Below are 23,582 nucleotides of genomic sequence, written 5' to 3'. Positions count from 1 at the left end.
CGAAAGTCGGTTGTCGTCGGCGCGGGCGGCTCGGGACACTGACCGGCATGACGAGCACCGTTGCCGACCTCCTGCCCGCTCTCGGCCTGCGGGTCGTCGCGGGACCGGTCGAGCTGCGGGGCCTCGGGGACGACGACCTCGGGGCGCTCGCCGACCTCGCCGCCGCAGGTATCCACGCCGAAGACCGGATGCCCTTCTACCACCCGTGGACCGACGCCGAGCCCGAGGCGCTGCGGCGCCAGGTCGCGCAGTACCACTGGCGCTGCCGGGCGGACTTCTCCCCCGCCTCCTGGGACCTCAACCTCGGCGTGTGGCACGAGGGCACGCTCGTCGGGACGCAGGGGTTCTCGACGCGCGACTACCTCGTCACCCGTACGGGCGAGACCGGCTCCTGGCTGGGGATGGCCCACCAGGGCCGGGGCATCGGCACCGCCATGCGCCGGGCGATCTGCGCACTCGCCTTCGACCACCTCGACGCCGAGGAGGTCACGTCCGGCGCCTTCACCGACAACCCGGCCTCACTGGCCGTGAGCCGCAAGGTCGGCTACCACCTCGGCGGGCAGACCCGGCTGCGCCGACGCCAGGGCGAGCTGGCCGTCAACCAGCAGCTGGTGCTGCGACCCGACGACCTCGTCCGCGGCGAGCACCCCGTCACGGTCGAGGGCCTGCCGGCCTTCCGACGCGCCATCGGCCTCGACACCGACACCCCTTCCCCCGAGGAGACCTCATGAGCACCGACACCTCGAGCGACCCGACCACCCGGACGGGTCCGCACGCACCGGTGGAGCTGCACCTGCCCCGGACGGCGGCGACCCTGAGGAGCCGCCCGTTGACGCGGGAGGACGCGCCCGCGGTCACGCGGCTCATGGCGGCGTGCGAGCAACACGACGTGGGTGAGGTCCTCATCGAGGAGGCCGACATCGTCGGCGACTGGCAGCGACCGGCGTTCGACCTCGCCACGCAGTCGATCGGCGTCGTCGACGGGGAGCGCCTCGTCGCGTACGCCGAGGTCTACAAGGGGCGCTGGGCGGACGCGGCGGTCGACCCGGCCCACCGCGGGCTGGGCATCGGGACCGCGCTGTCGCGCTGGACCCGCACCGTCGGTGCCCGCGACGGCGGCACGATCGTCGGCCAGCCGGTCCCCGGCGACTCCCCCGGCGAGCACCTGCTCTCGTCGCTCGGCTACCGCACGCTGTGGACCTCGTGGGTCCTCGAGCTGCCGGCCGGGCAGGCGATCGAGCCGCAGCCCGTTCCGGACGGGTATGCCGTCCGCGAGCCGCGCGACGAGGACGACCTCCGCGCCACGTGGACCGTCAACGAGGACGCCTTCCTCGAGTGGTCCGATCGCGAGCGCGCGACCTTCGAGGAGTGGACCGCCAACGTCTCGCGTCGACCCGGCTACGAGCCGTGGCAGCTGCGGCTCATGGTCGACGCCTCCGACGACGTCGTCGGCATGGCCTTCGTCGTCGTCTCGAACGGGTGCGCCTACGTCGACAAGCTCGCGGTGCGGCGAGACGAACGCGGCAAGGGGCTGGCCCGGGCCCTGCTCGTCGACGCCTTCGAGGTCGCCCGGACCCACGGTGGTGAGCGCTCCGAGCTGTCGACCGACTCCCGCACCGGCGCACTCGGTCTCTATGAGAAGGTCGGCATGCAGGTCACGTCGGTGTGGCGCCACTGGGCGGCCGACGTGACGCCGGGACCGGTGGCCGACGAGGCCTGAGGAGACGCCGTGGAGCAGCACACGAGCATCGACATCGACGCCCCCGCCGCACGCGTCTGGGCGGTCGTGCGCGACGTCGAGCGCTGGCCCGAGTGGACCGCTTCGGTGCGCTCGGTGACGCTGCTCGACGAAGCGATGCGCGTCGGGGCGCGGGCCCGCATCGACCAGCCGAGGATCCCGACGACGGTCTGGACGGTCACCGGACTGACCGAGGGGCACGACTTCACGTGGGAGGCGAGCGGGCCCGGCACGCTGACGACCGGTCGCCACGGCGTCGAGGCCACCGGACCCGGCACCTGCCTGGCGACGCTCTCGATCACCCAGTCGGGCTGGCTCGGCTCGCTCGTCGGGCGCGGCTACCGCTCGCTCACCGAGCGCTACCTCGCCATGGAGGCCGCCGGCCTCAAGGCCCGCGCCGAGTCGGGCGACTGAACAGAGTCGGCGAGAACCCCTGGCCCCAGCTCGGCGAACCCCCACCGACGCAACACACCGAGTAAGTCCCGACGCACCGGGATCGGATGCCGGTGCGTTGTGACCTGCTCGGTGTGTTGCTGAGTCAGCGGGTCAACACGGGGTTGGCCGGCGACGCCGCGACGTCACCCGGTGCGAGACCGGGCAGCCACGAGGCGAGGTCGTTCGCCTGGGCCGGGTTGGCCGGTTCGAGGACCGACAGGCCGTCGGCGAACCAGATGACCGTCATGACCTCGCGCATCCGGCTCGAGGAGTTGCCGAGAGCCTTGTGCACGGTCCAGCCGGAGTGGAAGGACGCGTCACCGGCGCGCATCGCCACCGGTTCGTCGACGACGAGTCCGCGCTCGGAGACGAGTCCGTCGAAGTGCTCCTCGGACGCGTCCGAGATGCCGATGTCGCTGAGCGGCCCGTCGACGTGGCTGCCGCTGGCGAAGGCCAGCCCGCCGTGGGCGGGCGTGATGTCGACGAGCGGCATCCACATCGTCAGGCACCGGGAGCCGTCGAGCGGCCAGTACATGGCGTCCTGGTGCCACGGCGTGTAGCCCCCGCCCGGCTCCTTGAAGAGCGCCTGGTCGTGGTAGAGCCGCACCCGCGGCACGCCGAGCAGGCGTGCGGCGACGTCGGCGAACCGCGTCGCCATGACGAAGCGGGCCACCGCCTCGTCGTGCCGCCAGAGGTTCATCACCTGCAGGAACGCCATGCCGTAGCTGTCACGCTCGGCGAGGGGCCGCGTCTCGGTGCTGAGGCGCTCGACCGTCGCAGCCACGGGCCCGCGGTACGCAGCCGCCTCGTCCTGCGTCGCCACCTGTGTCAGGCGCACGTGGCCGTTCGTGCGGTACGCCGCGACGGCGTCGTCGCTGACGGGGTATGCCGTGGTGAGCGCGGGCAACAGGTCGGTGGGCATGGTGTCGCTGGTCCTCCGTGGATCGTGAACGACCCGAGTGGTCGTCGTGGAGTCCAGCACACCAGCCGGTCCCTCGCACGACCCGGAACGTCGTGGGCATAGGGGAACGATCTGGTTCGATGACCTCATGGACGATCAGAGGAGGCACGCCGCCTCGCGGGTCCCTGCAGGTCGCCTCGGCGAGGTGCTCGTGGCCGGGGGCATCACGGGCGGAAGCGGCCTGCCGGTCGGCACGACACGGAGGCACCCGACGTGGGGCCTCACCTTCGTCACGGCGGGCACGGGCCGCTACCGCGACGGGCTGCACGACGAGGCCGTCGGGCCGGGCACGCTCGTCGTCGTCCACCCCGGCCATCCGCACTGGTACGGCGCCGACCGGGGTGGCTGGGACGAGGTCTTCGTCGTGTTCGACGGGGTCGCGTTCGAGCTCGCGCGCCGACGCGGGGCGCTCTCCCCGACCCGACCGCTCGTCCACGGGCTCCCGGTCACCCGGTGGGGTCACCGCTTCGGGACCTACGGGGAGCGGACCCGCCCGCGCACCGTCGAGGGTCGCGACGCCGAGGCCCTCGACCTGCTCACGGCGCTGCTCGAGGCGAGCGCCACCGCGGCCGACCCGAGTGGTCCGCGCGAGCCCGATCGACGCAGCTGGCTCGACCGGTCCGTCGAGCTCCTCGACCGCGACCTCGCCGAGCCGCTCGACCTCCGGGCCGTGTCCGCGCAGGTCGGCATGGCCTATGAGACGTGGCGGCGCCGGTTCCGGTCCGAGACCGGCACCAGTCCGTACGCCCACCGGGCCGCGCGCCGGCTCGAGGCCGCGACCGACTTGCTCGTCCACACCGGGCTCGGCACCCGGGACATCGCGGCCGCGACCGGCTTCAGCGACGAACGGCACCTCATCCGGCGGTTCCGCGAGCACACGGGACTGACGCCCCGCGCCTTCCGCGACGCCGGCCACTGACCCGGCCACACGGCATACGCCCTCCGCCTGCAACACACCGAGGACGCGCGGACGCACCGGGATCGGATCCCGGTGCGCCGCGACCTGCTCGGTGTGTTGCGGGTGAGTCGTCAGCCGCAGACGGCCCCGCGGCTCGCGCTGCCGACGAGCTTGCGGTACTTCGCGAGCACGCCGCGCTGGTACTTCGGCTCGGGATGCGTCACCCCGGCGGCCCGGCGGCGGCCCATCTCCTCCTCGTCGACGAGCACGTCGAGCGTGCCGTTCGCGACGTCGAGGCGGATCGTGTCGCCGTCCTGGACGAATGCGATGGGCCCGTCGTCGACGGCCTCCGGTGCGACGTGTCCGACGCAGAGACCCGTCGTGCCGCCCGAGAAGCGGCCGTCGGTGAGGAGCAGGACGTCCTTGCCCAGGCCCGCGCCCTTGATGGCGCCGGTGACGGCGAGCATCTCGCGCATGCCCGGGCCGCCCTTGGGGCCCTCGTAGCGGATGACGACGACGTCGTTCTTCTGGAGCGAGCCCCGCTCGACGGCGTCCATCGCGGCGCGCTCCCCGTCGAAGACGCGGGCGGTGCCCTCGAAGACGGACTCGTCGAAGCCGGCCGACTTCACGACGGCTCCCTCGGGGGCGAGGGAGCCGGTGAGGATCGTGAGGCCGCCCGTCTGGTGGATCGGGGTCGCCATCTCGCGGATGACCCGCCCGTCGATGTGCGGCGGGTTGATGTCGTCGAGGTTCTCGGCCATCGTCTTGCCCGTCACCGTCAGGCAGTCCCCGTCGAGCAGACCCGCCTCGAGGAGCGTCTTCATGACGACGGGGATGCCACCGATGTGGTCGATGTCCTTCATGACGAAGCTGCCGAAGGGCTTGACGTCGGCCAGGTGCGGGACCTTCGCGCCGATGCGACGGAAGTCCTCGATCGTGAGGTCGACCTCGGCCTCGTTCGCGATGGCGAGCAGGTGGAGCACGGCGTTGGTCGAGCCACCGAACGCCATGACGACGGCGATGGCGTTCTCGAAGGCCGGCTTGGTCATGATGTCGCGGGCCGTGATGCCGCGACGGAGCAGCTCGACGACGGCCTCGCCCGACTTGCGGGCGTACATGTCGCGACGCCGGTCGGTGGCCGGCGGCGCGGCCGACCCGGGGATGGACATGCCGATCGCCTCGGCGACGGCGGCCATGGTGTTGGCCGTGTAGAAGCCGCCGCAGGCGCCCTCACCCGGGCAGATGGCGCGCTCGATGGCGTCGACGTCCTCGAGCGACATCTTCCCGGCGGCGCACGCCCCGACCGCCTCGAAGGCGTCGATGATCGTGACCTCCTTCTCGGTGCCGTCGGAGAGCTTGGCGATGCCGGGCAGGATCGTGCCGGCGTAGAGGAAGACGGACGCCAGGTCGAGGCGCGCGGCGGCCATGAGCATGCCCGGCAGCGACTTGTCGCAACCGGCGAGCAGCACCGAGCCGTCGAGGCGCTCGGCGCTCATGACCGTCTCGACGGAGTCCGCGATGATCTCGCGGGAGACGAGGCTGAAGTGCATGCCCTCGTGGCCCATCGAGATGCCGTCGGAGACGGAGATCGTGCCGAACTCCAGCGGGTAGCCGCCTCCGGCGTGGACACCGTCCTTGACCGCCTGGGCGAGCCGGTCGAGCGAGAGGTTGCAGGGCGTGATCTCGTTCCACGAGCTCGCGACGCCGATCTGGGGCTTGGCCCAGTCGTCGTCGCCGAGGCCTACGGCCCGGAGCATCCCCCGCGCGGCGGTCTTCTCGAGACCGTCGGTGACGTCGCGGCTGCGGGGCTTGATGTCAGGCGTCTGCGTCATGGCTGCAGCATAGAACCGTGTCCGCTGGGTGGACACCGCATCTCACGGCCTGAGCCCTTCGAGGCACGACGCCTGGGGTCAGTCGTCGTGCCCGCGGCTGACGTGGAAACGCGCCAGGGCACAGGACCCGAGGTCGAGATCGGCCCACTCCCCCGCGTACCGGAGGACCGCGAGCCCGCTCGTCACGAACCCCTCGCCGAGCGCCTCGTGCGCCTCCCGGGAGCCCTCGCCGTCGGTGAGCAGGCTGGTCAGCTGGGCCATCGTCGGGTTGTGCCCGACGACGAGGACCGTCGCCATGTCGCCGGCGTCCTCACGGACCGTCTCGAGCGTCTGCTCCGACCCTCCGAGGTAGACGCTGCGCCGGAACTCGACGAACTCGGTGTGCGCACCGCCGCGGCACGCCTCCTCCCACGTCTGGCGGGTGCGCTGCGCGGTCGAGCAGATGACGAGGTCGGGCACGAGCCCCTCCGCATGGAGCCACTTCCCGGCCGCCTTGGCGTCCCGGCGACCGCGAGCGGCGAGCTCGCGGTCGTGGTCGGGCTTGCCCGGCCCCTCCTCGGCCTTGCCGTGCCGCATGAGGATGAGGGTCTTCTCTCTCGAGGCGCTGCTCATGGTTCCGAGCATGCTCCGGACGCGGGCTCTTGTCAGCCCGGACGGGTCAGAGGCTCAGCTCGGGCCTGATCCGCGAGGGGGTCCACACCCGCGACCGCCGGGCCGCGATCGTCGAGACCGCCAGCGCGCCCACGAGGTAGGCCGCGAGCACTCCGAGGTCGCCGAGGACGGGTCCGAGGTCGGCGCCGTACATGAGGCGGCGCAGCCCGTCGATCGCATAGGTCATGGGCACGACGTGGTGGATCGCCTGGAGCGGTCCGGGCAGCGTCTGCCACGGGAAGGTGCCGCCCGCGCTGACGAGCTGGACGACCATGAAGACGAGCCCGAGGAACTTGCCGACGGCGCCGAGCCGGGCCGCGAGCGCGTGCAGGATCGCGACGAAGGTCATGGAGACGAAGCCGAGGAAGAGCAGGGCGAGCACCGGGTGCGCGACCCGGATGTCGAGAGCCATCGACACCACGAGGTAGAGGGCGACGGTCTGCACGATGCCGACGGCGACGGGCGCGAGCCAGCCACCGAGGGCGGTGCGCAGCGACCGCTGGCTCGTCGCGAGCGCACGGGTCGAGAAGGGCCGCACGAGCAGGAACAGCGTGTAGGCACCGATCCACAGCGCGAGGCTGAGGAAGAGCGGGGCCAGCCCGGCGCCGTAGGTGCCCGCCGCGGCCATGCTCGCCGACGACACGTCGACCGGGTCGCCGACGGTGGCGGCGACGGCCCGGCGCTGGGCGTCGGTGGGGTCGGGCACCGCGTCACGGCCCTTGGCGAGCTGCGTGTGCAGGTCCGTCGCGCCGGCCGCGAGCCGGCCGAGACCCGTCCTGAGGTCGGCGACCCCGGCCGCGAGCGAGTCACCGCCCGAGGCCGCCCGGGCGGCGCCGGTCTGGAGCTGGGCCGAGCCCGCGACGAGCGTGCCGAGGCCGCTCTCGAGGGTCGCCGTGCCGTCGCGGAGCGCGCGGGAGCCGGTGGCGGCCTTCGAGATGCCGTCGGTCAGGGCGGGCGTCGCGTCGGCGAGCTGCCTGGCGCCGGCGGCGACCTGGTCGGCACCGGCGGAGAGTCGGTCGAGGTCGCCGGAGGCCGACTGGATGCGCCCGTCGGCGGTGTCGACGAGCCCGTCGATGGTGTCGAGACGGCTCTCGACGAGGGCCAGCTGGGCCTCGTCGAGACCGGCGCCCTGCAGCTCGTCGAGCAGACGTGCGCGCTGGGTCGTGAGGTCGCCCTGGAGCGTCGTCGAGATGCCGGCGACCTGTTGCCCGACCGCCGCGACCTTCTGGTTGCCGGCCGCGACCTGCGCGGCGCCGTCGGCGAGGCGATCGGACTGGGCGGGGAGCGACCGCGTGCGGGACTCGAGGGTACCGAGACCCGAGGCCAGGCTGGTCGCGCCGGAGTGCAGCCGCTCGGCGCCCGACAGCGCCTTCGCCGCCCCCGTGTGCAGGGCCGTCGCGCCCGACGCGAGGTCGTGCAGCCCCGAGGCGAGCGACCGCGCTCCGGTCGCCGCCTGCGCCGCGCCGTCGTCGGCCTTGACGAGCCCGGCGCGAAGCTTCTCGGACCCGTCCACGGCCTTGCCGAGGTTGTCGTGGATCTGGTTGAAGCCGATGAGGAGGCGGTCGGCCGCCTTCTCGCTGACCTGCGAGGCGACCGACGAGCTCACCTGCTTGATGACGGTGTTGCCCATGATCGTCGTCATGTAGTTGTTGGCGTCGTTCGTCTCGAGCACGACGTTGGCCCGCCGGGGCGTGAAGTCCGCGGTCGCCGCGAGGTCTGCGGAGAACGTCGAGGGCAGCAGAACCGCGAACGAGTAGCGCCCGTCGTGCACCCCCTGGAGGGCCTCGGCCCGCGAGACCTTGTGCCAGTCGAACGACTTCGACCCGACGAGGTGGTCGGCGACCTCGTCACCGACATCGAGCTTCTCGCCGGTCGACAGGGTCGTGCCCGTGTCGTCGCTGGCCACCGCCGCGGGGACCTGCGGCAGGGCGGCATACGGGTCGTGGTTGGCGTAGAGGTAGAGCCCGCCGTAGAGCGTGGGGATGAGGGCGAGCGCGACGACGCCGAGCCGGGCGAGGCGCGACGACGTGAGTCGGCGCAGCTCGGCGAGGGCCAGTCGGATGGGGTTCATGCGGTCACTCCGTCGGAGGTCAGGGGTCGCAGGGTCGTGGCGATGGCGGGCGAGCACAGCGCGACGACGGTGAGGCCCGTGTCGGCGAGGGCACGCGCGGCCTCGAACCACTCGTAGGGGTCGCCGCCGTGGCGGTCGGGGCCGGCGAGCACGACGACGCGGACCCGGGGGTGCCAGGAGCCCAGCTCGAGCAGCAGTCGGGTGCGCAGCCCGGGCCGGAGGCTCTCCCAGCGGCGGCCGGCGAGGTCGGTGAGGTCGCGGTCCTCGAGGAAGGCGGCGACGTCCTTGCGGGCGGAGGGACGCTCGGCGAGCGCCAGCTCCTCGGCGACGACGGCTCGCAGCGGGAGGGCGTCCTCGGGCGCGGTGACGTCGGGGACGTCGACGAGGCGGGTGCGCAGCTGGAGGTGCGACCGCTCCGACGTGCCGCCGATGCTGATCGAGCCCGTGAGCAGGTCGACGCGGCCGCCGATGGCGAGGGCGAGGGCCACCTGGCCGACGCCCGGGTCGATCCCGACCACGGTGACCTCACCGGCCGGGGCGACGAAGTCCACGCCCTCGACGAACGGCTCGTGCGTGCCCTCGATCGACACGTTGCGCGCGGTCACCTGGCGCTCGTTCACTGCTGCACTTCCCTTCGACGGGGCGATCCCGTCTCGATACGAGTATGCATCCAATACGCACCCGTATTCAATTCGAGGGCGTATCCTTGGCGTATGCCGTCCACCACAGCCCCGATGCCGAGCGCGCCCCCCATCACGGCCCGTCGACGGGCCACCCGCGACCGGGTGCTCGCCGCAGCGAGCGAGGTCTTCGCGGAGCGCGGCTTCCACGGCGCCAGCGTCGAGGACATCTGCGAGCGCGCCGGCTTCACGCGCGGCGCGTTCTACTCGAACTTCAGCTCGAAGGACGACCTCGTCGTCGAGCTGTCACAGCGCCACTCCGAGGCGCTCGTCGAGCGCATCCGGCGCGCGAGCAAGCGCGAGCACGCGAGCGCCGACGAGGTGCTGCGCGACGTCTTCGCGGCGCTCGCCGACGACAGTCGGAGCAAGGAGCGCTGGCTCGTGCTCACGACGGAGTTCACCCTCCACGCCATCCGCGACGCCGAGGCCCGACGCGCCTGGGCCGCGCAGCAGCGCCGCGTCCGTGACGAGCTCGTGGCCGTCGTCGACGAGGCGGTGTCGCGGCAGGGTCTGACGCTGCCCATCTCCACCGAGCTCTTCGTGCGCGCGGCCATCTCGCTGGCCCAGGGGTCGATGACCCAGCGCCTCGTCGAGCCTCGGTCACTCACCGTCGGCGAGCTCGAGCGCACCGTCCTCCCGATCCTCCTCGGCGTGGACGCCTGACGCCCGGACGCGAGGTCTCTCGGGCAGCGTCAGCCCCCGGAGACGGCGTTGATGATGTGCACGCGGGCGCCGGCCGGGACGGGCGCGCCGACACCCTCGCCGCGCGTGGCGTCCTCACCGTTGACGAAGACCTTGACGTGCCGGCGGATCTGGCCGCGCTCGTCGCGCACCTTCCCGTCGAGGATGCGATGACCCGAGAAGGCCCGGTCGAGCAGCTCGGCCACCGTCTGGGTCTCGCCCGGGGACTCGACCTCGATCTCCGCCACACCACCCACGAGGTCGCGGAGCATGCCCGGGAGGATGACGCGGACGGGAGCGGACGGCATACGGAATCCCTTGGGTGTCAGGCGAGCTGGGCCGCGCGCACGACGAGCACGTCGGGCAGCTGCGTCGCGATGCGCTGGAAGGAGTCACCCTCGTCGGCCGAGGCGAAGACGTCGCCGTTGCGGGTGCCGAGGTAGACGCCGACGGGGTCGGCGGTGTCGAGCGAGGCCGCGTCGCGCAGGACGCACGTGTAGCTGTGGTCGGGCAGCCCGGTCGCCTGCTGGCGCCACGTCGCACCGGCGTCGTCGGACCGCTGCACCTGCAGCTGGGCGTCGGGCGGGATGCGCTCGCCGGCGTCGGCGACGGGCACGACCCAGACGACTCCCGCGCGGCGCGGGTGGGCGAGGACCGTGAAACCGAAGTCGGTGGGCAGCCCGTCGGCGATGGAGTCCCACGTCGCGCCGTTGTCGTGCGATCGGTAGACGCCGTTGTGGTTCTGGGCGAAGAGCTCCCCCTCGCCCTGGCCGCGGGCCACCTTGTGCACGCACTGGCCGTACTCGGGGTACTCGTTGTCGGGCATGAAGCCGGCCCGGATGCCGGGGTTGCTCGGCTCCCACGTCTCGCCGCCGTCGCCGGAGCGGTAGACGCCGCCCGCGCTCATCGCGACGAGCACCGACTCCGGGTGACCGGGCTCGGGGACGATCGTGTGCACCGCGCCGCCGCCGAAACCCGGCTCCCAGGTCGGGCGGTGCGGGTGGTCCCACAGGCCGCGGACGAGCTCGTAGTGCTCCCCGCGGTCCCGGCTCTTGAAGAGGGCGTGCGGCTCGACCCCGGCCCACACGACGTCGGCGTCGTTGGGGTCGGGCGTCAGCTGCCAGACCCGCTCGAGCGCGGTGTCGGTGTCGGCTGGGAACGCCAGGGCGCGCTCGGCGCTCTCGGTCCACGTGCGACCACCGTCGGTGGACGCCTGGACGGTCGGTCCCCAGTGCCACGACTTGACGCCCGCCAGCACCGTGGAGCGACCCTCGCGGGTGTCGACGGCGACGGAGGCGACCTCGCTCATGAGGAAGTGCGGCCCCTCGAGGGTCCAGTCCTGCCGGTCGGTGCTGCGGACGATCCAGAGCCCCTTGCGCGTGCCGATGGCGACGATGGTCTCGGTCATGTTGACAGTGTCCACTATGTCTGTGGGGCAGACAAGGGTCCGGCGACGGCGTTGTCGACGAGCTCACCGGCGAGCAGCGCCTCGACCTGTCGGCGCACGAGTGCGATGGCGCGGGGGCGCATCGCGTCCGTCGCACCGCCGACGTGCGGCGTGATGAGGACGCCGGGCGCGGTCCACAGCGGGTGGTCCTCCGGGAGCGGCTCCGGGTCGGTCACGTCGAGCGCGGCGCGCAGCCGCCCGGCCGTGCACTCGGCCACGAGGGCGTCGGTGTCCACGACGGGGCCCCGGGCCACGTTGACGAGAAGGGCACCGTCCGGCATACGGCCCAGCAGCGACGCGTCGACCAGTCCGCGCGTCGAGTCGGTGAGCGGCACGATGACGACGACGACGTCGTGGTCGGGCAGCAGGTCAGGCAGCTCGTCGATGCCGTGCACGTGCGGCACCAGCTCGTCGCCCGCACGCGCCCGCGAGGCGACCGCCGTGAGCGTGACCTCGAAGGGCGCGAACCGGCGGGCGATCGCCCGTCCGATCCGGCCGTAGCCCACGACGAGCACACGGCGGTCGGCGAGCGCCGAACGCAGGCGCAGCGGCTCCCAGTGCCTGCGTCCCTGCGACCCGACGAGCTCCGGGATGTCGCGGATCGAAGCCAGGGTCAGCGTCAGGGCGAGCTCGGCCGTCGACGCGTCGTGAACACCGGCCGCATTGCAGAGCGTGACGCCGTCCGGGAGCTCGCCGACGAACTGCTCGTAGCCGGCGCTCTGCAGCTGGACGACCTCGAGCGCGTCGAGGCCCCGGGTGACGTCGGCGAGGCCGAGCTTCGTCATGTACGGCATGACCGCGAAGCGGATCTCGGCGCCGCGCGGGTGGGGGCGCTCCATGTCCCAGACGACCGCGTCGACGCCCTCGAGGTCAGCGAGGGCCTCGACGAACGCGGAGTCGGGGACGGACACGACGAGGGGATGAGCAGCCATGGAGCCACGCTAACGAAGGCCGGGTCGCCGGCCGGGAGCCGGTCCAGCACGTCGCCGATAGGCTCGGTGGAGTGATGACCCACCCCCACGTCCTGGCGCTCGGCTCGGGCCGACGGACAGCCCCGTCCGGGGGCGGACGCCCCACCGCCATCGACAAGCGGCCGGTCGCGTCGTTCGAGGTGCGCGACCCGGGCCCCAAGCACGGGGGCCTCGGAAGCGGCGTCGTCGGGGACGAGATCGGCAACCCGAAGCACCACGGCGGCACGCTGCAGGCCGTCTACGCCTACCCGCGCGAGGACCAGGAGTTCTGGGAGCAGCAGATCGGGCGACCCATCGCCCCAGGCGGTTTCGGCGAGAACATCACGACCGTGGGCATCGGGACGACGCACGCCCTCGTCGGCGAGCGGTGGCGGATCGGCGACGTCGTGCTGCAGGTCGAGGTGCCGCGCATCCCGTGCAGCACGTTCGCCGCGCACATGGGTGAGCCTCGCTGGGTGCGCCGCTTCACCGAGGCCGGGCGCACCGGCGCCTACCTCTCGGTCGTCACCCCGGGGCTGGTGCACGCCGGCGCGCCCATCGAGGTCGAGCGGCCCACCCACGACGTCGACCTGCTCCTGCTCTTCCGCGCCCTCACCGGCGACCTCGCCGCCGCGAGAAGGGTCGTCGTGGCGGACGTGGTCCACCCCGACGTCCGCGACGGGCTGCTGGATACGCTCGGGCGACGCGGCGGCTGAGCCACCGCGGTCCCGGGCGCCCGGTGGGACACAATGGGGTATGCCGCACTCCTCCCGATCGGTAGGCCGCGCCCTCCTGGGCGGTGTCTTCGTCGCGCTGGTCACGGCCGCGTGCTCGACGGCCGAGCCCTCTGCCCCCTCGACGGGTCCCGGGACGAGCGGGTCGACGACCCTCACCACGACCACCGAGGCCGGAAGCAGCACCTCGACGTCGGCGACCCCCACGACCACACGCCCGCCGGCGGCCCAGCCCGCCGGACCGGTGACCCTGCTCGGCGGGCTCGACATCGCCTGGTCGGTCGCGGTGCTGCCCGACGGCAGCGCCCTCGTCAGCGAGCGCAACACCGGGCGGATCCACCACGTGCCCAAGCCCGGCTCCGGGGGCAAGGCCACCGTCGCCGGGAGACTGCCGATCACCCGCACCGAGGGCGAGGGCGGCCTGCTCGGCCTCGCCGTTCCGGAGGACTTCGACGCCGACCCCGTCTTCTACGCGTACTACTCCACCGAGAGCGACAACCGCATCGCCGCCGTGCCGTGGCGCGACGGGACCATCGGCGAGCCGGTCGTCATCTTCGCCGGCATCCCCCGCGGGCGGAACCACAACGGTGGTCGCATCGCCTTTGGCCCGGACGGCTACCTCTACGTCGGCACGGGCGAGGCCGGCGACACGTCCCTGTCGCAGAACCTCGACTCGCTCGGCGGGAAGATCCTGCGCATCACCCCCGACGGCGACCCTGCCCCCGGCAACCCCTTCGGCGGCTCCCCGATCTGGTCCTACGGCCACCGCAACGTGCAGGGCCTTGCCTGGGACAGTCGGAAACGCCTGTGGGCCAGCGAGTTCGGGCAGAACACGTACGACGAGCTCAACCGTATCGAGCCCGGCAAGAACTACGGCTGGCCCGAGGTCGAGGGCCGTGCCGACAACCCCGACTACGTCGACCCGGTCGCCCAGTGGGCGACGTCCGAGATGTCACCGAGCGGCATCGCCGTCGGTCCCGACGGCGCCGTCTACATGGCGGCCCTGCGCGGACAGTCGGTCTGGCGCGTGCCGGTCAACGCCGACGGGTCCGTCGGCACGCCCACCCGACACCTCCAGGGCACCTACGGCCGCATCCGCGACATCCGTTTCGTCGACAACCGGGCGTGGATCACGACGAGCAACAACGACGGCGCCGACCGGCTCATCTCACTGCCGTCGCCCGCAGTCGGCGTCGGCTGACGCTCCTGGCCCATCGGTGACCCGTGGACCTGCCGCCGGTGCCGACACGTGGCTAGCCTGACGGGCAGGGTCGGCACCGGCGCCACCCACGAACAGGAGGGGCACCCATGGGTTCGTACGACGAGATCCTCGACCAGGTACCGATCGACCAGCTGGCGGGCCAGCTCGGGGTCGGCAGCGACGAGGTGCGCCAGGCGGCGGAGAACGCCCTGCCCGCCCTCCTCGGCGGTCTGCAGGCCAACGCCGGCGACCCTGCCGGCGCCGACTCGCTGCTCTCTGCCCTCTCCGACCACCAGGGCTCGATCAACGGGCTCGACGACGTCGACGAGCAGGACGGTCAGGCCATCGTCGGCAACATCTTCGGCGGCAGCACCGACCAGGTCGTCACCCAGCTGGGCGGCCTGGGCGGGTCGTCCGGGAGCCTCGTCCAGAAGCTGCTGCCCATCCTCGCCCCGATCGTCATGTCGTGGCTCGCCAACAAGCTGGGTCAGGGTGGCCTCGGCGGGATGCTCGGTGGCGGCTCGGGCTCGACCGGCTCGACCGGCTCGACCGGCTCGACCGGCTCGACCGGCTCGACGGGTGCGGGAGCGACCGACGGTGGCCCGCTCTTCCCCGGCGGCGTGGGCGCCGACAGCGGGCCGGTGCAGGCTCCGGGCAGCGCGACGTCGACGGGCGCGGCGTCCGGTGGGTCGAACCCGCTGCAGGACATCCTCGGCCAGGTGCTCGGTGGCGGCTCCGGCTCGTCCGGCGGCAGCGGCGGGGCGGGTGACGTCCTCGGCGGCCTGCTGGGCGGACTCCTCGGCGGCGGCAAGCGCTGACCCCAACCGTCGAGAGGCCACCCGTGGCCCCCTGACGCACGTCGAGAGGCCAGCTCGAGCCCACGTACGTGGGCCTGAGCTGGCCTCTCGACTGCGCTGGGGCGGCCGAACGTGGCCTCTCGACGGTTGGGGCGGGCGGGTTACTGGAGCTTGGCGAGGATGAGCTCGCGGGCCTTGCCGGCGTCGGCCTGGCCCTTCATCTCCTTCATGACCTGACCGATGAGCGCGCCCGCGGCCGCCACCTTGCCGTCGCGGATCTTGGCCGCGACGTCGGGGTTGGCCTCGATGACCTTGTCGACGGCCGCCTCGAGGGCACCGTCGTCCTGGACGAGCTCGAGCCCGCGGGCGTCCGCCACGGCCGTGGGGGTGCCCTCGCCGGCGAGCACGCCGTCGAGCACCTGACGGGCCATCGAGTCGTTGAGCCGGCCCGAGGCGACGAGGCCGTCGAGCTCGGCGACGTGCGCGGGCGTCAGGCCCAGCCCGGCGGCATACGTCACGATGTCCTGGCCCTCGGCGTTCGCGCGCCGTGACGGCTCACCGAGCCACCACTTCCTCGCGGCAGCCGCACTCGCGCCCGCCGCCACGGTCTCCTCGATGAGCTCGACCGCGCCGGCGTTGACGACGTCGCGCATCTCGAGATCGCTGTAGCCCCAGTCGGACTGGAGCCGCTTGCGGCGCAGTCCCGGGGGCTCCGGCAGCGTGCCGCGCAGGGCATCGACCGTCTCACGGGTCGGGGCGACAGGCACCAGGTCGGGCTCGGGGAAGTAGCGGTAGTCCTCGGCGTCCGACTTGACGCGGCCCGACGTCGTGATGCCGGTGTCCTCGTGCCAGTGCCGGGTCTCCTGCAGGATCGAGCCACCGCCGTCGAGGATCGCCGCGTGGCGCGAGATCTCATAGCGCACGGCGCGCTCGACCGACCGGAGCGAGTTGACGTTCTTCGTCTCGGTGCGGGTGCCCAGCGGCACGGCGAGCTGCTCCTCGCTCAGCGGGTCACCGACGTGAGGCCGCAGCGACACGTTCGCGTCGCAGCGCATCGAGCCCTGCTCCATCTTGACGTCGCTGACGTCGAGGGCGCGCAGCAGCTCGCGCAGTGCCGAGACGTACGCCTTGGCGACCTCGGGCGCGCGCTCCCCCGCCCCGACCATGGGCTTGGTGACGATCTCGATGAGCGGGATGCCGGCGCGGTTGTAGTCGACGAGCGAGTGGTCGGCGCCGTGGATGCGGCCGGTCGCGCCGCCGATGTGCAGCGACTTGCCGGTGTCCTCCTCCATGTGCGCGCGCTCGATCTCGACGCGGTAGGTGCTGCCGTCCTCGAGCTCGACGTCGAGGTGTCCCTCGAAGGCGATCGGCTCGTCGTACTGCGAGGTCTGGAAGTTCTTGGGCATGTCCGGGTAGAAGTAGTTCTTCCGGGCGAAGCGGCACCACTCGGCGATCTCGCAGTTGAGCGCCAGGCCGATGCGGATGGCCGACTCCACGGCCTTCTCGTTGACCACGGGCAGCGCACCGGGCAGCCCGAGGCAGACCGGGCAGACCTGCGAGTTGGGCTCGGCGCCGAACTCCGTGGGGCAGCCGCAGAACATCTTGGTCGCCGTGTGGAGCTCGACGTGGACCTCGAGGCCCATCACCGGGTCGAACTTCCTCATGGCCTCGTCGTAGTCCATGACGGCGTCGGTCGCGACGGTGGTCATGTCAGGCTCCCTTCGCTGCAGCGGCGACGCCCAGCTCGGGCGCGCGGTCGAGGATCGGACCGCCCCAGCGGTCGACGAGCGCGGCCTCGAGGGCAGCGCCCACGGAGTAGAGCCGCTCGTCCTTCGTGGCCGGGGCGAGGATCTGGATGCCGGCGGGCAGCCCGTCCTCGTCGGCGAGACCCGAGGGGATCGACATGCCCGGCACGCCGGCGAGGTTGGCCGGGATGGTGGCGATGTCGTTGAGGTACATCGCCATCGGGTCCTCGAGCTTGTCGCCGAGCTTGAACGCCGTGGTCGGCGCGGTGGGGCTGACGAGGACGTCGACCTTGTCGTACGCCGACGCGAAGTCCTGTGCGATGAGCGCGCGGACCTTCTGGGCCGAGCCGTAGTACGCGTCGTAGTAGCCGGAGCTCAGGGCGTAGGTGCCGAGGATGATGCGCCGCTTGACCTCCGGGCCGAAGCCGGCGTCGCGCGTCGCCGCCATGACCTGCTCGGCGCTCGGGGCGTCGACGCCGTCGGGCTGCACGCGCATGCCGTAGCGCATCGCGTCGAACTTCGCGAGGTTGCTCGACGCCTCGCTGGGGAGGATGAGGTAGTAGGCCGCGAGGGCGTACTCGAAGTTGGGGCAGCTGACCTCGACGACCTCGGCACCGAGCTCCTGCAGGAGGGCGACCGACTCGTCGAAGCGGGCCCGCACGCCGGGCTGGTAGCCCTCGCCGCCGAGCTCCTTGACGACACCGATCCTCATGCCACGCACGTCGGCCGCGCGGGCTGCCTCGACGACGGGCGGGACGGGGGCGTCGATCGACGTCGAGTCCATCGGGTCGTGGCCGCCCATGACGGCGTGCAGCAGCGCGGTGTCGAGGACGGTGCGCCCGCAGGGGCCGGCCTGGTCGAGGGAGCTCGCCAGGGCCACGAGGCCGTAGCGCGAGACGCCGCCGTAGGTGGGCTTGGTGCCGACCGTCGCGGTGACGGCCGCGGGCTGACGGATGGAGCCACCGGTGTCGGTCCCGGTGGCGAGCGGCGCCTGGAACGACGCCAGCACCGAGCTCGAGCCACCGCCCGAGCCGCCGGGGATCCGGTCGAGGTCCCACGGGTTGTGCGACGGGCCGTAGGCGGAGTGCTCGGTCGAGGAGCCCATCGCGAACTCGTCCATGTTCGTCTTGCCGAGGATCGGCAGGCCGGCCTGGCGCAGCTTCGTGACGACCGTCGCGTCGTAGGGCGGGACCCAGCCCTCGAGGATCCTGCTGCCGCACGTCGTCGGCAGGCCCTTCGTCGTCATGACGTCCTTGACGGCGATCGGCACACCGGCGAGGGCCCCGAGGGTCTCGCCGGCCCGGCGCCGGTCGTCGACGGAGCGGGCCTGGGCGAGCGCCCCGGCTCCGTCGACGTGGAGGTAGGAGTGCACCTGGCCGTCGACGGCCACGATCCGGTCGAGGTGCGCCTGGGTCACCTCGACGGAGCTGATGGCTCCGCTCGCGAGTGCGTCGGCGAGGCCGGCGGCGGTGGCCCTCGTCAGGTCAGTTGGCAGGTCGGTCACGTCAGTGCCTTCGGTTCGTAGCTGCGACAACGGGTTTCGTGGTGCCCGTCACCGGGCGGGCGTATGCCGGGTGCTCGGCCCGGCGGCATACCTGGGCGTGGTGGGTGGCTCAGTCCTCGTCGAGGATGCGCGGCACCGAGAAGCGCTGCTGCTCGGCCTCGGGCGCCCCGGCGAGCACGGCCTCGGCACCGAGGCTCGGGCGCACCACGTCGGCTCGGGTCACGTTGGTCAGCGGCATCGGGTGCGACATCGGGGCGACGCCCTCGGTCGGGGCCTGCTGGACCTTGGCCACGGACTCGAGGATGACCCCGAGCTCACCCACCATGCGGTCGAGCTCGGCTTCCGAGAGCTCGATGCGGGCGAGGCCGGCCAAGTGGGCTACGTCGTCGCGGGACAGGGATGACATGCGGGCCAGTCTATGGGGCAGCCCTCGGGGCCCGGACCACCCGTCCGGGTGCCCCGGGGCGGCAGCGCCGGTGCCCTTCGGGTGTCCCGCCCGGCGACGTCGCCGGCGAAGTCGTCGCGTCGTGGGCGTGTCCTGCGGGACGGGTGGCTCGTTGACCACACCGGACCCACGAACCGCCCAAGGAGAACCCTCGATGACGAGCCCGGCCACCCCGACCACCACGACGCCCGAGCGCACGGAGACCGTGGCGCCGCCTCCCGCCCCGGCCGGCGAGCCTGCGGTCCGCACCCACACCGGCTCGCCCGCCGCAGCGCCCGCCGAGGCTTCGACAGACGCGCCGGCGGATGCACCGACGGATGCGCCGACGGATGCGCCGACGGATGCGCCGGCGGACGCGCCGGCGGATGCACCCACCGACGCACCGACCGACCGGGCGGCGGCCAAGGCCGAGATGGCGGACGTCGCCCCTCGCGCGCGCCGCTCACCGGACGTGGGGGCGGGCGCCCGCCGGGCCGCACACCTCACCGGGGCCGGCATCACACGGCTGCGCACCCTGCTCGCCGAGATCGCGTGGCTCTCGTGCCTGCTCGCGGCTACGGCGCTGCTGCTCGGCGCCGTGCTCGTGGTGCTCGATGCCAACACCCGCAACGCGCTCGTCGTGGCCGTGCTGCGCGCCGCGGACTGGGCCGACCTCGGCGTCTTCAGCCGGACCGCGGGCGTCAAGCAGTTCAGCGGCGACAACGCCGTCGTCAAGAACACCGTCACCAACTGGGGCCTCGCCGCGGTGGCATGGCTCGTGGTGGGGCGGGTCGCCCGCCGCATCCTCACACCCTGACGGTCCGCCGACGTGCGTCAGGCAGGCTGAGCTGCGCTACGCTTCTTTTGCTAACACTGTTCGCAAAGGAGTGGTCGCGTGAAGGTCCTCATGCTCGCCCCGGGCACTCGCGGAGACGTCGCCCCAGCCGCCGGCCTCGGCAGGTCGTTTGTCGACGACGGGCACGACGTGACGATCGTCGCGGGGGCGGAGTACGCGCGCCTCGTGGTCGAGGCCGGCTGCACGCACGTCGGCTTCGACGCCCCGATGACGCTGCCCGAGCCGTCGGACCCCGACTCGTCCGAGGGGCGGAAGGGGCCGGGTGTCGCCGCCTACCTCAGGGTGCTCCGTTCCTACATGGAGGACGCCGCGACGGCCGCCCTCGCGGCTGCCCCGGGTGCCGACGTCGTCCTCACCAACGCGATCTCGCCCTACGGCCACGACATCGCCGAGCACCTCGGGGTGCCGTCGGCCGCGGCCCTCCTCCAGCCGGCCGAGCCGAGCAGCGCGTACCCGCCGGTGATCGCCAGCCGGCGCGACCTGGGTCCGGCGAACCGGCTGGCCGGACGCCTCGCCGAGCGTGTGCGCACGCCGTACGACCCCGCCTGCGCCCGGGTGCGTTCCGAGCTCGGCCTGCCTGCTGAGAGCCGCGCGCACGCGCAGCGGCGACGCCGAGCGGCGAGCCTGCCGGTGCACCACGGCATCAGCCCGGTCGTCCTCCCACGACCGAGCGACTGGTCGGACCGGCTGAGCCTCGACGGCTTCTGGTGGCCGGCGCCGTCGGCAGCCGGAACGCCGGGAGCCGCACTGGCCGAGACCCTGGCCTCGGGTCCGCCACCGGTCGTCGTCAGCCTCGGCAGCCTCCCACCGGGTGGCGCCGTCGTCCGCGCGGTCGCCGATGCGGTGCGCGGCACCGGGCTGCGCACCGTCCTGCAGGGCGAGGCTCTCGACGCCACCGCGAGACACCTGGAGGACGAGCTCGGCCCCGACCGGGTCCTCCGTGTCGGGGACGTGCCGCACGTGTGGCTCCTCCCCCGTGCGGCCGCCGTCGTGCACCACGCCGGTGCCGGCGTCACCGCTGCCGCCCTCCGGGCCGGCGTCCCGTCGGTGCCCCTGCCGATGCACACCGACCAGCCGTTCTGGGGGCGCCGGCTCGTGGCCCTGTCCGCCGGCACCGCACCCGTCCCCATGACGCGGGTCACCGGCGAGGTGCTGGCAGCTCGCATGACCGAGGCCGTGACGTCGCGCGCACTGCGCGACGGTGCGGCGGCCGTCCGCGACGCGATCGCCCACGAGGACGGCACGGCGCCGTTGCGGGCCTGGTTGGAGCGGGTCGGCGCATGACTGGGCGGACCCCGGCGCGGGTCGGCGCGCCGACGGCGGCGAGACTCGACCGGTGAGCGACGAGGTCATCTGGATGCGGCGGGACAACTCCACCGTGGGCCGACCGGCACGACTCACGCGTGAGGCCCTGACGCGGGCGGCCGTCCGCGTGGCCGATGCCGAAGGCCTGGCAGCCGTGACCATGCGCAGCATCGCCTCGGAGCTGGGCACCGGAGGCGGCTCGCTGTACCGGCACGTCACCGGCCGCGACGAGCTGGTCGATCTCATGGTCGACCACGTCGCGGGTGAGTACGTGCTCGAGGCACCGACGGGTGACGCGATCGCGGACCTGACCGCGCTCGCGCTGCAGGGACTGGCCATCCATCGACGCCATCGCTGGCTCGGTGACGTCGTGGCGACACCCGTCCTCGGGCCCCATGGCCTTGCCCTGACCGAGCACGTCCTCGCAGTGCTCGAGAGACACCCGGCCGCCGACGGTCGGAAGCTCGTGGCCTTCGCGACGATGAACGCCCTCACGACCGCCTACGCCAGGTCCGGCCACAGCGACCAGGACCCGGCGCGCGCCCGGGGGCAGGCGGCCTACGTCGCGCACCTCGTCGCCGAAGGACGCCTCCCGCGCCTTGCCGCTCTGCGCCCGGAGGTCGGCGTCGAGCCCGACGAGGTCTTCCCGGTCATGCTGCGGCGGGTCCTGCGAGGGCTGCTCGACGACTGACCCGACGCCTCGCACCCCACCGGTTCGAGGTATCCGCGCCGACAGAACCAACGCGCGGATACCTCAAGCCGGTGAGTCGCTCAGTCCCGGCTCCTGCGACGCCGCTCCAGGACGTAGCGGCGCAGGACGTTGCGCCCGGTGCCCCAGATGCCGTGGCGGAAGAGCAGGACGATGACGACGAAGATCGTGCCGGTGATCAGCCCGATGCCCTCGAAGCCGGAGCTCGCGAGGTAGTCCTCGAGCGTCACGACGACGCCGGCGCCGACGAGGCCACCCCAGAGGGTGCCGATGCCGCCGAGGACCGTGATGAGCACGACCTTGCCCGACGTCGTCCACATCAGCTCCTGGAGGGATGCGAACTGGTGGCTCACCGCGAAGACGCCCCCGGCGAGACCCGCGAGGCCGGCCGAGATGATGAAGGCCGTGATCTTGTAGCGCTCGACGTCGTAGCCCAGCGCCCGGGCCCTGGCCGGGTTGTCGCGCACTGCCGTCAGCACGCGGCCGAAGGGCGAGTTGACGACCCGCCAGGCGAGCACGATCCCGACGAGGATCATGGCGGCACCGACGTAGTAGAAGTAGAACGGGTCGGTCTCGACGGCCTCGATGCCGAAGAAGTTCCTCGGGATGCCCTGCAGGCCGTTCTCGCCGCCCGTGAGGTCACGGGCCTGGTTGGCGATGAAGTAGATCATCTGCGCGAAGGCCAGCGTGACCATGGCGAAGTAGATGCCGGTGCGCCGGACGGAGAGGTAGCCGATCGGCCACGCGATGACCATCGCGAAGACGGCGCCGCCGACGACCGCGACCGGGAACGGCACACCCCAGTGGGTCGCGATGAGGCCCGTGCAGTAGGCCGAGCCGCCCCAGAACGCGGCGTGCCCGAAGCTGAGCAGCCCCGTGAAGCCGAGGAGCAGGTCGACGCTGATCGCGAAGAGTCCCCAGCAGAGGATGTCCATCGCGACGGGCGGGTAGATCCAGTACGGCAGCATCACGAGCACGGCGAGGCCGGCCAGGAGCATGACGTAGCGCAGCGGGTTGCGCCGCGACAGGATCGAGGGCTGGGCCAGGTCGACGTCGACCTTGGCGGTCATCTGCTCGCTCATGCGACCTCCTCTCGTCCGAAGAGCCCCGAGGGCCGGACGAGAACGACGATCGCCATCAGCACGAAGATGACGATCTGGGCGTACGTGGGGGCGTAGGCGATGCCGTAGGCCTCGACGAGTCCGACGAGGAAGCCCGCGACCACCGCCCCGAGGATCGATCCGAGGCCGCCGATGACGACCACGGCGAAGAGGATGATGATGAAGTTGCTGCCCATCTCGGCGGTGATCGCGCGGGTCGGCGCGGCGAGCACGCCGGCGAGGCCGGCGAGCGCGATGCCGAAGCCGAAGACGGGCGTGACCCAGAGGCCCACGTTGATGCCGAGGGCCCGGGTGCGGTCGGGCGACTCGGTCGCGGCACGCACGATCATGCCGATGCGCGTCTTCGTCAGCAGCAGACCGACGGCGACGCACACGACGACCGAGAAGAGACAGGCGAAGATCGCGTAGACCGAGAGGTTGACCGACCCGACCGTGACCTGGCCGCCGAGTCCGGCCGGCACCTGGTAGGGCAGACCGGACACGCCGTACCGCTGCTTGACGGCCTCGACGATCACCAGGGTGAGGCCGAAGGTGAGCAGGAAGTTGTAGAGCGGGTCGAGCTCGAGCAACCAGCGCACGAGCAGGCGCTCCATGAGCACGCCGAAGCCGAACATGAGGATCGGCACGATGACGAGTGCGGCCCAGAAGCCGACGTTCAGCTCGGCGAGCAGGACGGCCGACAGAACGGCGCCGAGCATGTAGCAGGCGCCGTGGGAGAAGTTGACGACCCCGAGGACACCGAAGATGACGGCGAGGCCCAGCGCGGACAGCGCGTAGAAGCCGCCGGCGGCGAGCCCCTGGAGGGTGTACTGGATGAATTCGCTCATGTCTCTCGCTCGTTC

Annotated in this window: 24 protein-coding genes; 11 read left to right on the top strand and 13 right to left on the bottom strand. The window is 72.6% G+C overall.

Going from position 1 to position 23,582, the window contains the following annotated elements; all coding sequences use genetic code 11:
* Nucleotides 1-47: 47 nt before the first annotated feature.
* Genes ASG96_RS09360 through ASG96_RS09350 form a run of 3 tightly spaced genes read left to right on the top strand, consistent with a single transcriptional unit; the run spans nt 48 to nt 2,152 of the window.
* On the top strand, nt 48-731 hold the full coding sequence (locus ASG96_RS09360) for a GNAT family N-acetyltransferase (RefSeq protein ID WP_057587793.1): 684 nt from the start codon (nt 48-50) through the stop codon (nt 729-731).
* Nucleotides 728-1,720 (top strand): GNAT family N-acetyltransferase, encoded by a 993-nt coding sequence (locus ASG96_RS09355; RefSeq protein WP_057587792.1) that lies wholly within the window; start codon nt 728-730, stop codon nt 1,718-1,720. Before ASG96_RS09360 ends, ASG96_RS09355 begins: the two co-directional genes overlap by 4 nt.
* Before the next feature lie 9 nt (nt 1,721-1,729).
* Nucleotides 1,730-2,152, top strand: a complete 423-nt coding sequence (locus tag ASG96_RS09350; protein ID WP_057587791.1) for an SRPBCC family protein — start codon at nt 1,730-1,732, stop codon at nt 2,150-2,152.
* Nucleotides 2,153-2,276: 124 nt separating this feature from the next.
* Here the strand turns inward: ASG96_RS09350 and ASG96_RS09345 are convergent, their stop codons facing one another.
* The gene (locus ASG96_RS09345) at nt 2,277-3,095 is read right to left on the bottom strand and encodes a phytanoyl-CoA dioxygenase family protein (RefSeq protein ID WP_056753643.1); all 819 of its coding nucleotides are present in this window, start codon (nt 3,093-3,095) and stop codon (nt 2,277-2,279) included.
* A gap of 127 nt (nt 3,096-3,222) precedes the next feature.
* Here ASG96_RS09345 and ASG96_RS09340 point away from each other — a divergent pair, with 127 nt between their 5' ends.
* Entirely contained in the window at nt 3,223-4,053 is an 831-nt protein-coding gene (locus ASG96_RS09340; RefSeq protein ID WP_056753639.1) for an AraC family transcriptional regulator, read from the top strand.
* A gap of 110 nt (nt 4,054-4,163) precedes the next feature.
* Here the strand turns inward: ASG96_RS09340 and ilvD are convergent, their stop codons facing one another.
* The 4 genes from ilvD to ASG96_RS09320 all read right to left on the bottom strand — a co-directional run bounded on the left by ilvD (nt 4,164) and on the right by ASG96_RS09320 (nt 9,191).
* Nucleotides 4,164-5,864 (bottom strand): dihydroxy-acid dehydratase, encoded by a 1,701-nt coding sequence (gene ilvD, locus ASG96_RS09335; RefSeq protein WP_056753635.1) that lies wholly within the window; start codon nt 5,862-5,864, stop codon nt 4,164-4,166.
* Between the two features lie 78 nt (nt 5,865-5,942).
* Entirely contained in the window at nt 5,943-6,476 is a 534-nt protein-coding gene (locus tag ASG96_RS09330; RefSeq protein ID WP_235506424.1) for a histidine phosphatase family protein, read from the bottom strand.
* Nucleotides 6,477-6,522: 46 nt separating this feature from the next.
* On the bottom strand, nt 6,523-8,586 hold the full coding sequence (locus ASG96_RS09325) for a YhgE/Pip domain-containing protein (RefSeq protein ID WP_056753630.1): 2,064 nt from the start codon (nt 8,584-8,586) through the stop codon (nt 6,523-6,525).
* The gene (locus tag ASG96_RS09320) at nt 8,583-9,191 is read right to left on the bottom strand and encodes a hypothetical protein (protein ID WP_157623047.1); all 609 of its coding nucleotides are present in this window, start codon (nt 9,189-9,191) and stop codon (nt 8,583-8,585) included. The genes ASG96_RS09325 and ASG96_RS09320 overlap by 4 nt, the downstream gene beginning before the upstream one ends.
* A 108-nt stretch (nt 9,192-9,299) precedes the next feature.
* Between ASG96_RS09320 and ASG96_RS09315 the strand changes: the two genes are divergently transcribed.
* Nucleotides 9,300-9,929, top strand: a complete 630-nt coding sequence (locus tag ASG96_RS09315) for a TetR/AcrR family transcriptional regulator (protein WP_082588537.1) — start codon at nt 9,300-9,302, stop codon at nt 9,927-9,929.
* A 29-nt stretch (nt 9,930-9,958) separates the two neighbouring features.
* Here ASG96_RS09315 and ASG96_RS09310 read toward each other — a convergent pair whose 3' ends face one another.
* From ASG96_RS09310 to ASG96_RS09300, 3 genes are read right to left on the bottom strand one after another with little or no spacing between them, the layout of a single operon-like run.
* On the bottom strand, nt 9,959-10,255 hold the full coding sequence (locus ASG96_RS09310; RefSeq protein ID WP_056753624.1) for a MoaD/ThiS family protein: 297 nt from the start codon (nt 10,253-10,255) through the stop codon (nt 9,959-9,961).
* 17 nt (nt 10,256-10,272) lie between these two features.
* Nucleotides 10,273-11,355: a sialidase family protein gene (locus ASG96_RS09305; protein WP_056754667.1), complete on the bottom strand. Its 1,083-nt coding sequence runs from the start codon at nt 11,353-11,355 to the stop codon at nt 10,273-10,275.
* A gap of 14 nt (nt 11,356-11,369) precedes the next feature.
* Nucleotides 11,370-12,326 carry a 2-hydroxyacid dehydrogenase gene (locus tag ASG96_RS09300; RefSeq protein WP_056753621.1) on the bottom strand — a complete coding sequence of 319 codons (957 nt, stop codon included), beginning with the start codon at nt 12,324-12,326 and terminating at the stop codon, nt 11,370-11,372.
* Between the two features lie 74 nt (nt 12,327-12,400).
* Here ASG96_RS09300 and ASG96_RS09295 point away from each other — a divergent pair, with 74 nt between their 5' ends.
* The 3 genes from ASG96_RS09295 to ASG96_RS09285 all read left to right on the top strand — a co-directional run bounded on the left by ASG96_RS09295 (nt 12,401) and on the right by ASG96_RS09285 (nt 15,097).
* Nucleotides 12,401-13,060, top strand: coding sequence for an MOSC domain-containing protein (locus ASG96_RS09295; RefSeq protein ID WP_056753619.1), 660 nt, complete (start codon nt 12,401-12,403; stop codon nt 13,058-13,060).
* A gap of 40 nt (nt 13,061-13,100) precedes the next feature.
* Nucleotides 13,101-14,279 (top strand): sorbosone dehydrogenase family protein, encoded by a 1,179-nt coding sequence (locus ASG96_RS09290; RefSeq protein ID WP_056753616.1) that lies wholly within the window; start codon nt 13,101-13,103, stop codon nt 14,277-14,279.
* 107 nt (nt 14,280-14,386) lie between these two features.
* Complete coding sequence (locus ASG96_RS09285) at nt 14,387-15,097, top strand: DUF937 domain-containing protein (RefSeq protein ID WP_056753613.1); 711 nt, start codon at nt 14,387-14,389, stop codon at nt 15,095-15,097.
* Between the two features lie 140 nt (nt 15,098-15,237).
* Here the strand turns inward: ASG96_RS09285 and gatB are convergent, their stop codons facing one another.
* From gatB to gatC, 3 genes are all read right to left on the bottom strand, one after another.
* Nucleotides 15,238-16,785, bottom strand: coding sequence for an Asp-tRNA(Asn)/Glu-tRNA(Gln) amidotransferase subunit GatB (gene gatB, locus ASG96_RS09280; RefSeq protein WP_056753610.1), 1,548 nt, complete (start codon nt 16,783-16,785; stop codon nt 15,238-15,240).
* Between the two features lies 1 nt (nt 16,786).
* Nucleotides 16,787-18,316 (bottom strand): Asp-tRNA(Asn)/Glu-tRNA(Gln) amidotransferase subunit GatA, encoded by a 1,530-nt coding sequence (gene gatA / locus ASG96_RS09275; RefSeq protein WP_056754665.1) that lies wholly within the window; start codon nt 18,314-18,316, stop codon nt 16,787-16,789.
* 118 nt (nt 18,317-18,434) lie between these two features.
* Nucleotides 18,435-18,731 carry an Asp-tRNA(Asn)/Glu-tRNA(Gln) amidotransferase subunit GatC gene (gatC, locus tag ASG96_RS09270; protein ID WP_056753607.1) on the bottom strand — a complete coding sequence of 99 codons (297 nt, stop codon included), beginning with the start codon at nt 18,729-18,731 and terminating at the stop codon, nt 18,435-18,437.
* A 193-nt stretch (nt 18,732-18,924) separates the two neighbouring features.
* On the opposite strand from gatC, the gene ASG96_RS23780 reads away from it, so the two are divergent.
* From ASG96_RS23780 to ASG96_RS09255, 3 genes are all read left to right on the top strand, one after another.
* Complete coding sequence (locus tag ASG96_RS23780) at nt 18,925-19,566, top strand: hypothetical protein (RefSeq protein ID WP_200962669.1); 642 nt, start codon at nt 18,925-18,927, stop codon at nt 19,564-19,566.
* A 78-nt stretch (nt 19,567-19,644) separates the two neighbouring features.
* Nucleotides 19,645-20,889 (top strand): glycosyltransferase, encoded by a 1,245-nt coding sequence (locus ASG96_RS09260; RefSeq protein ID WP_056753606.1) that lies wholly within the window; start codon nt 19,645-19,647, stop codon nt 20,887-20,889.
* A 52-nt stretch (nt 20,890-20,941) separates the two neighbouring features.
* Complete coding sequence (locus ASG96_RS09255; RefSeq protein ID WP_157610761.1) at nt 20,942-21,601, top strand: TetR/AcrR family transcriptional regulator; 660 nt, start codon at nt 20,942-20,944, stop codon at nt 21,599-21,601.
* An 80-nt stretch (nt 21,602-21,681) separates the two neighbouring features.
* Here ASG96_RS09255 and ASG96_RS09250 read toward each other — a convergent pair whose 3' ends face one another.
* Both ASG96_RS09250 and ASG96_RS09245 read right to left on the bottom strand, forming a co-directional pair.
* Nucleotides 21,682-22,701: a branched-chain amino acid ABC transporter permease gene (locus ASG96_RS09250; RefSeq protein WP_157610759.1), complete on the bottom strand. Its 1,020-nt coding sequence runs from the start codon at nt 22,699-22,701 to the stop codon at nt 21,682-21,684.
* Nucleotides 22,698-23,567, bottom strand: a complete 870-nt coding sequence (locus ASG96_RS09245) for a branched-chain amino acid ABC transporter permease (RefSeq protein ID WP_056753604.1) — start codon at nt 23,565-23,567, stop codon at nt 22,698-22,700. The genes ASG96_RS09250 and ASG96_RS09245 overlap by 4 nt, the downstream gene beginning before the upstream one ends.
* Nucleotides 23,568-23,582: the final 15 nt, after the last annotated feature.

Source organism: Terrabacter sp. Soil810 (assembly GCF_001429645.1).
Classification (GTDB): Bacteria; Actinomycetota; Actinomycetes; order Actinomycetales; family Dermatophilaceae; genus Terrabacter.
This window is presented reverse-complemented; position numbering and strand designations above follow the sequence as displayed.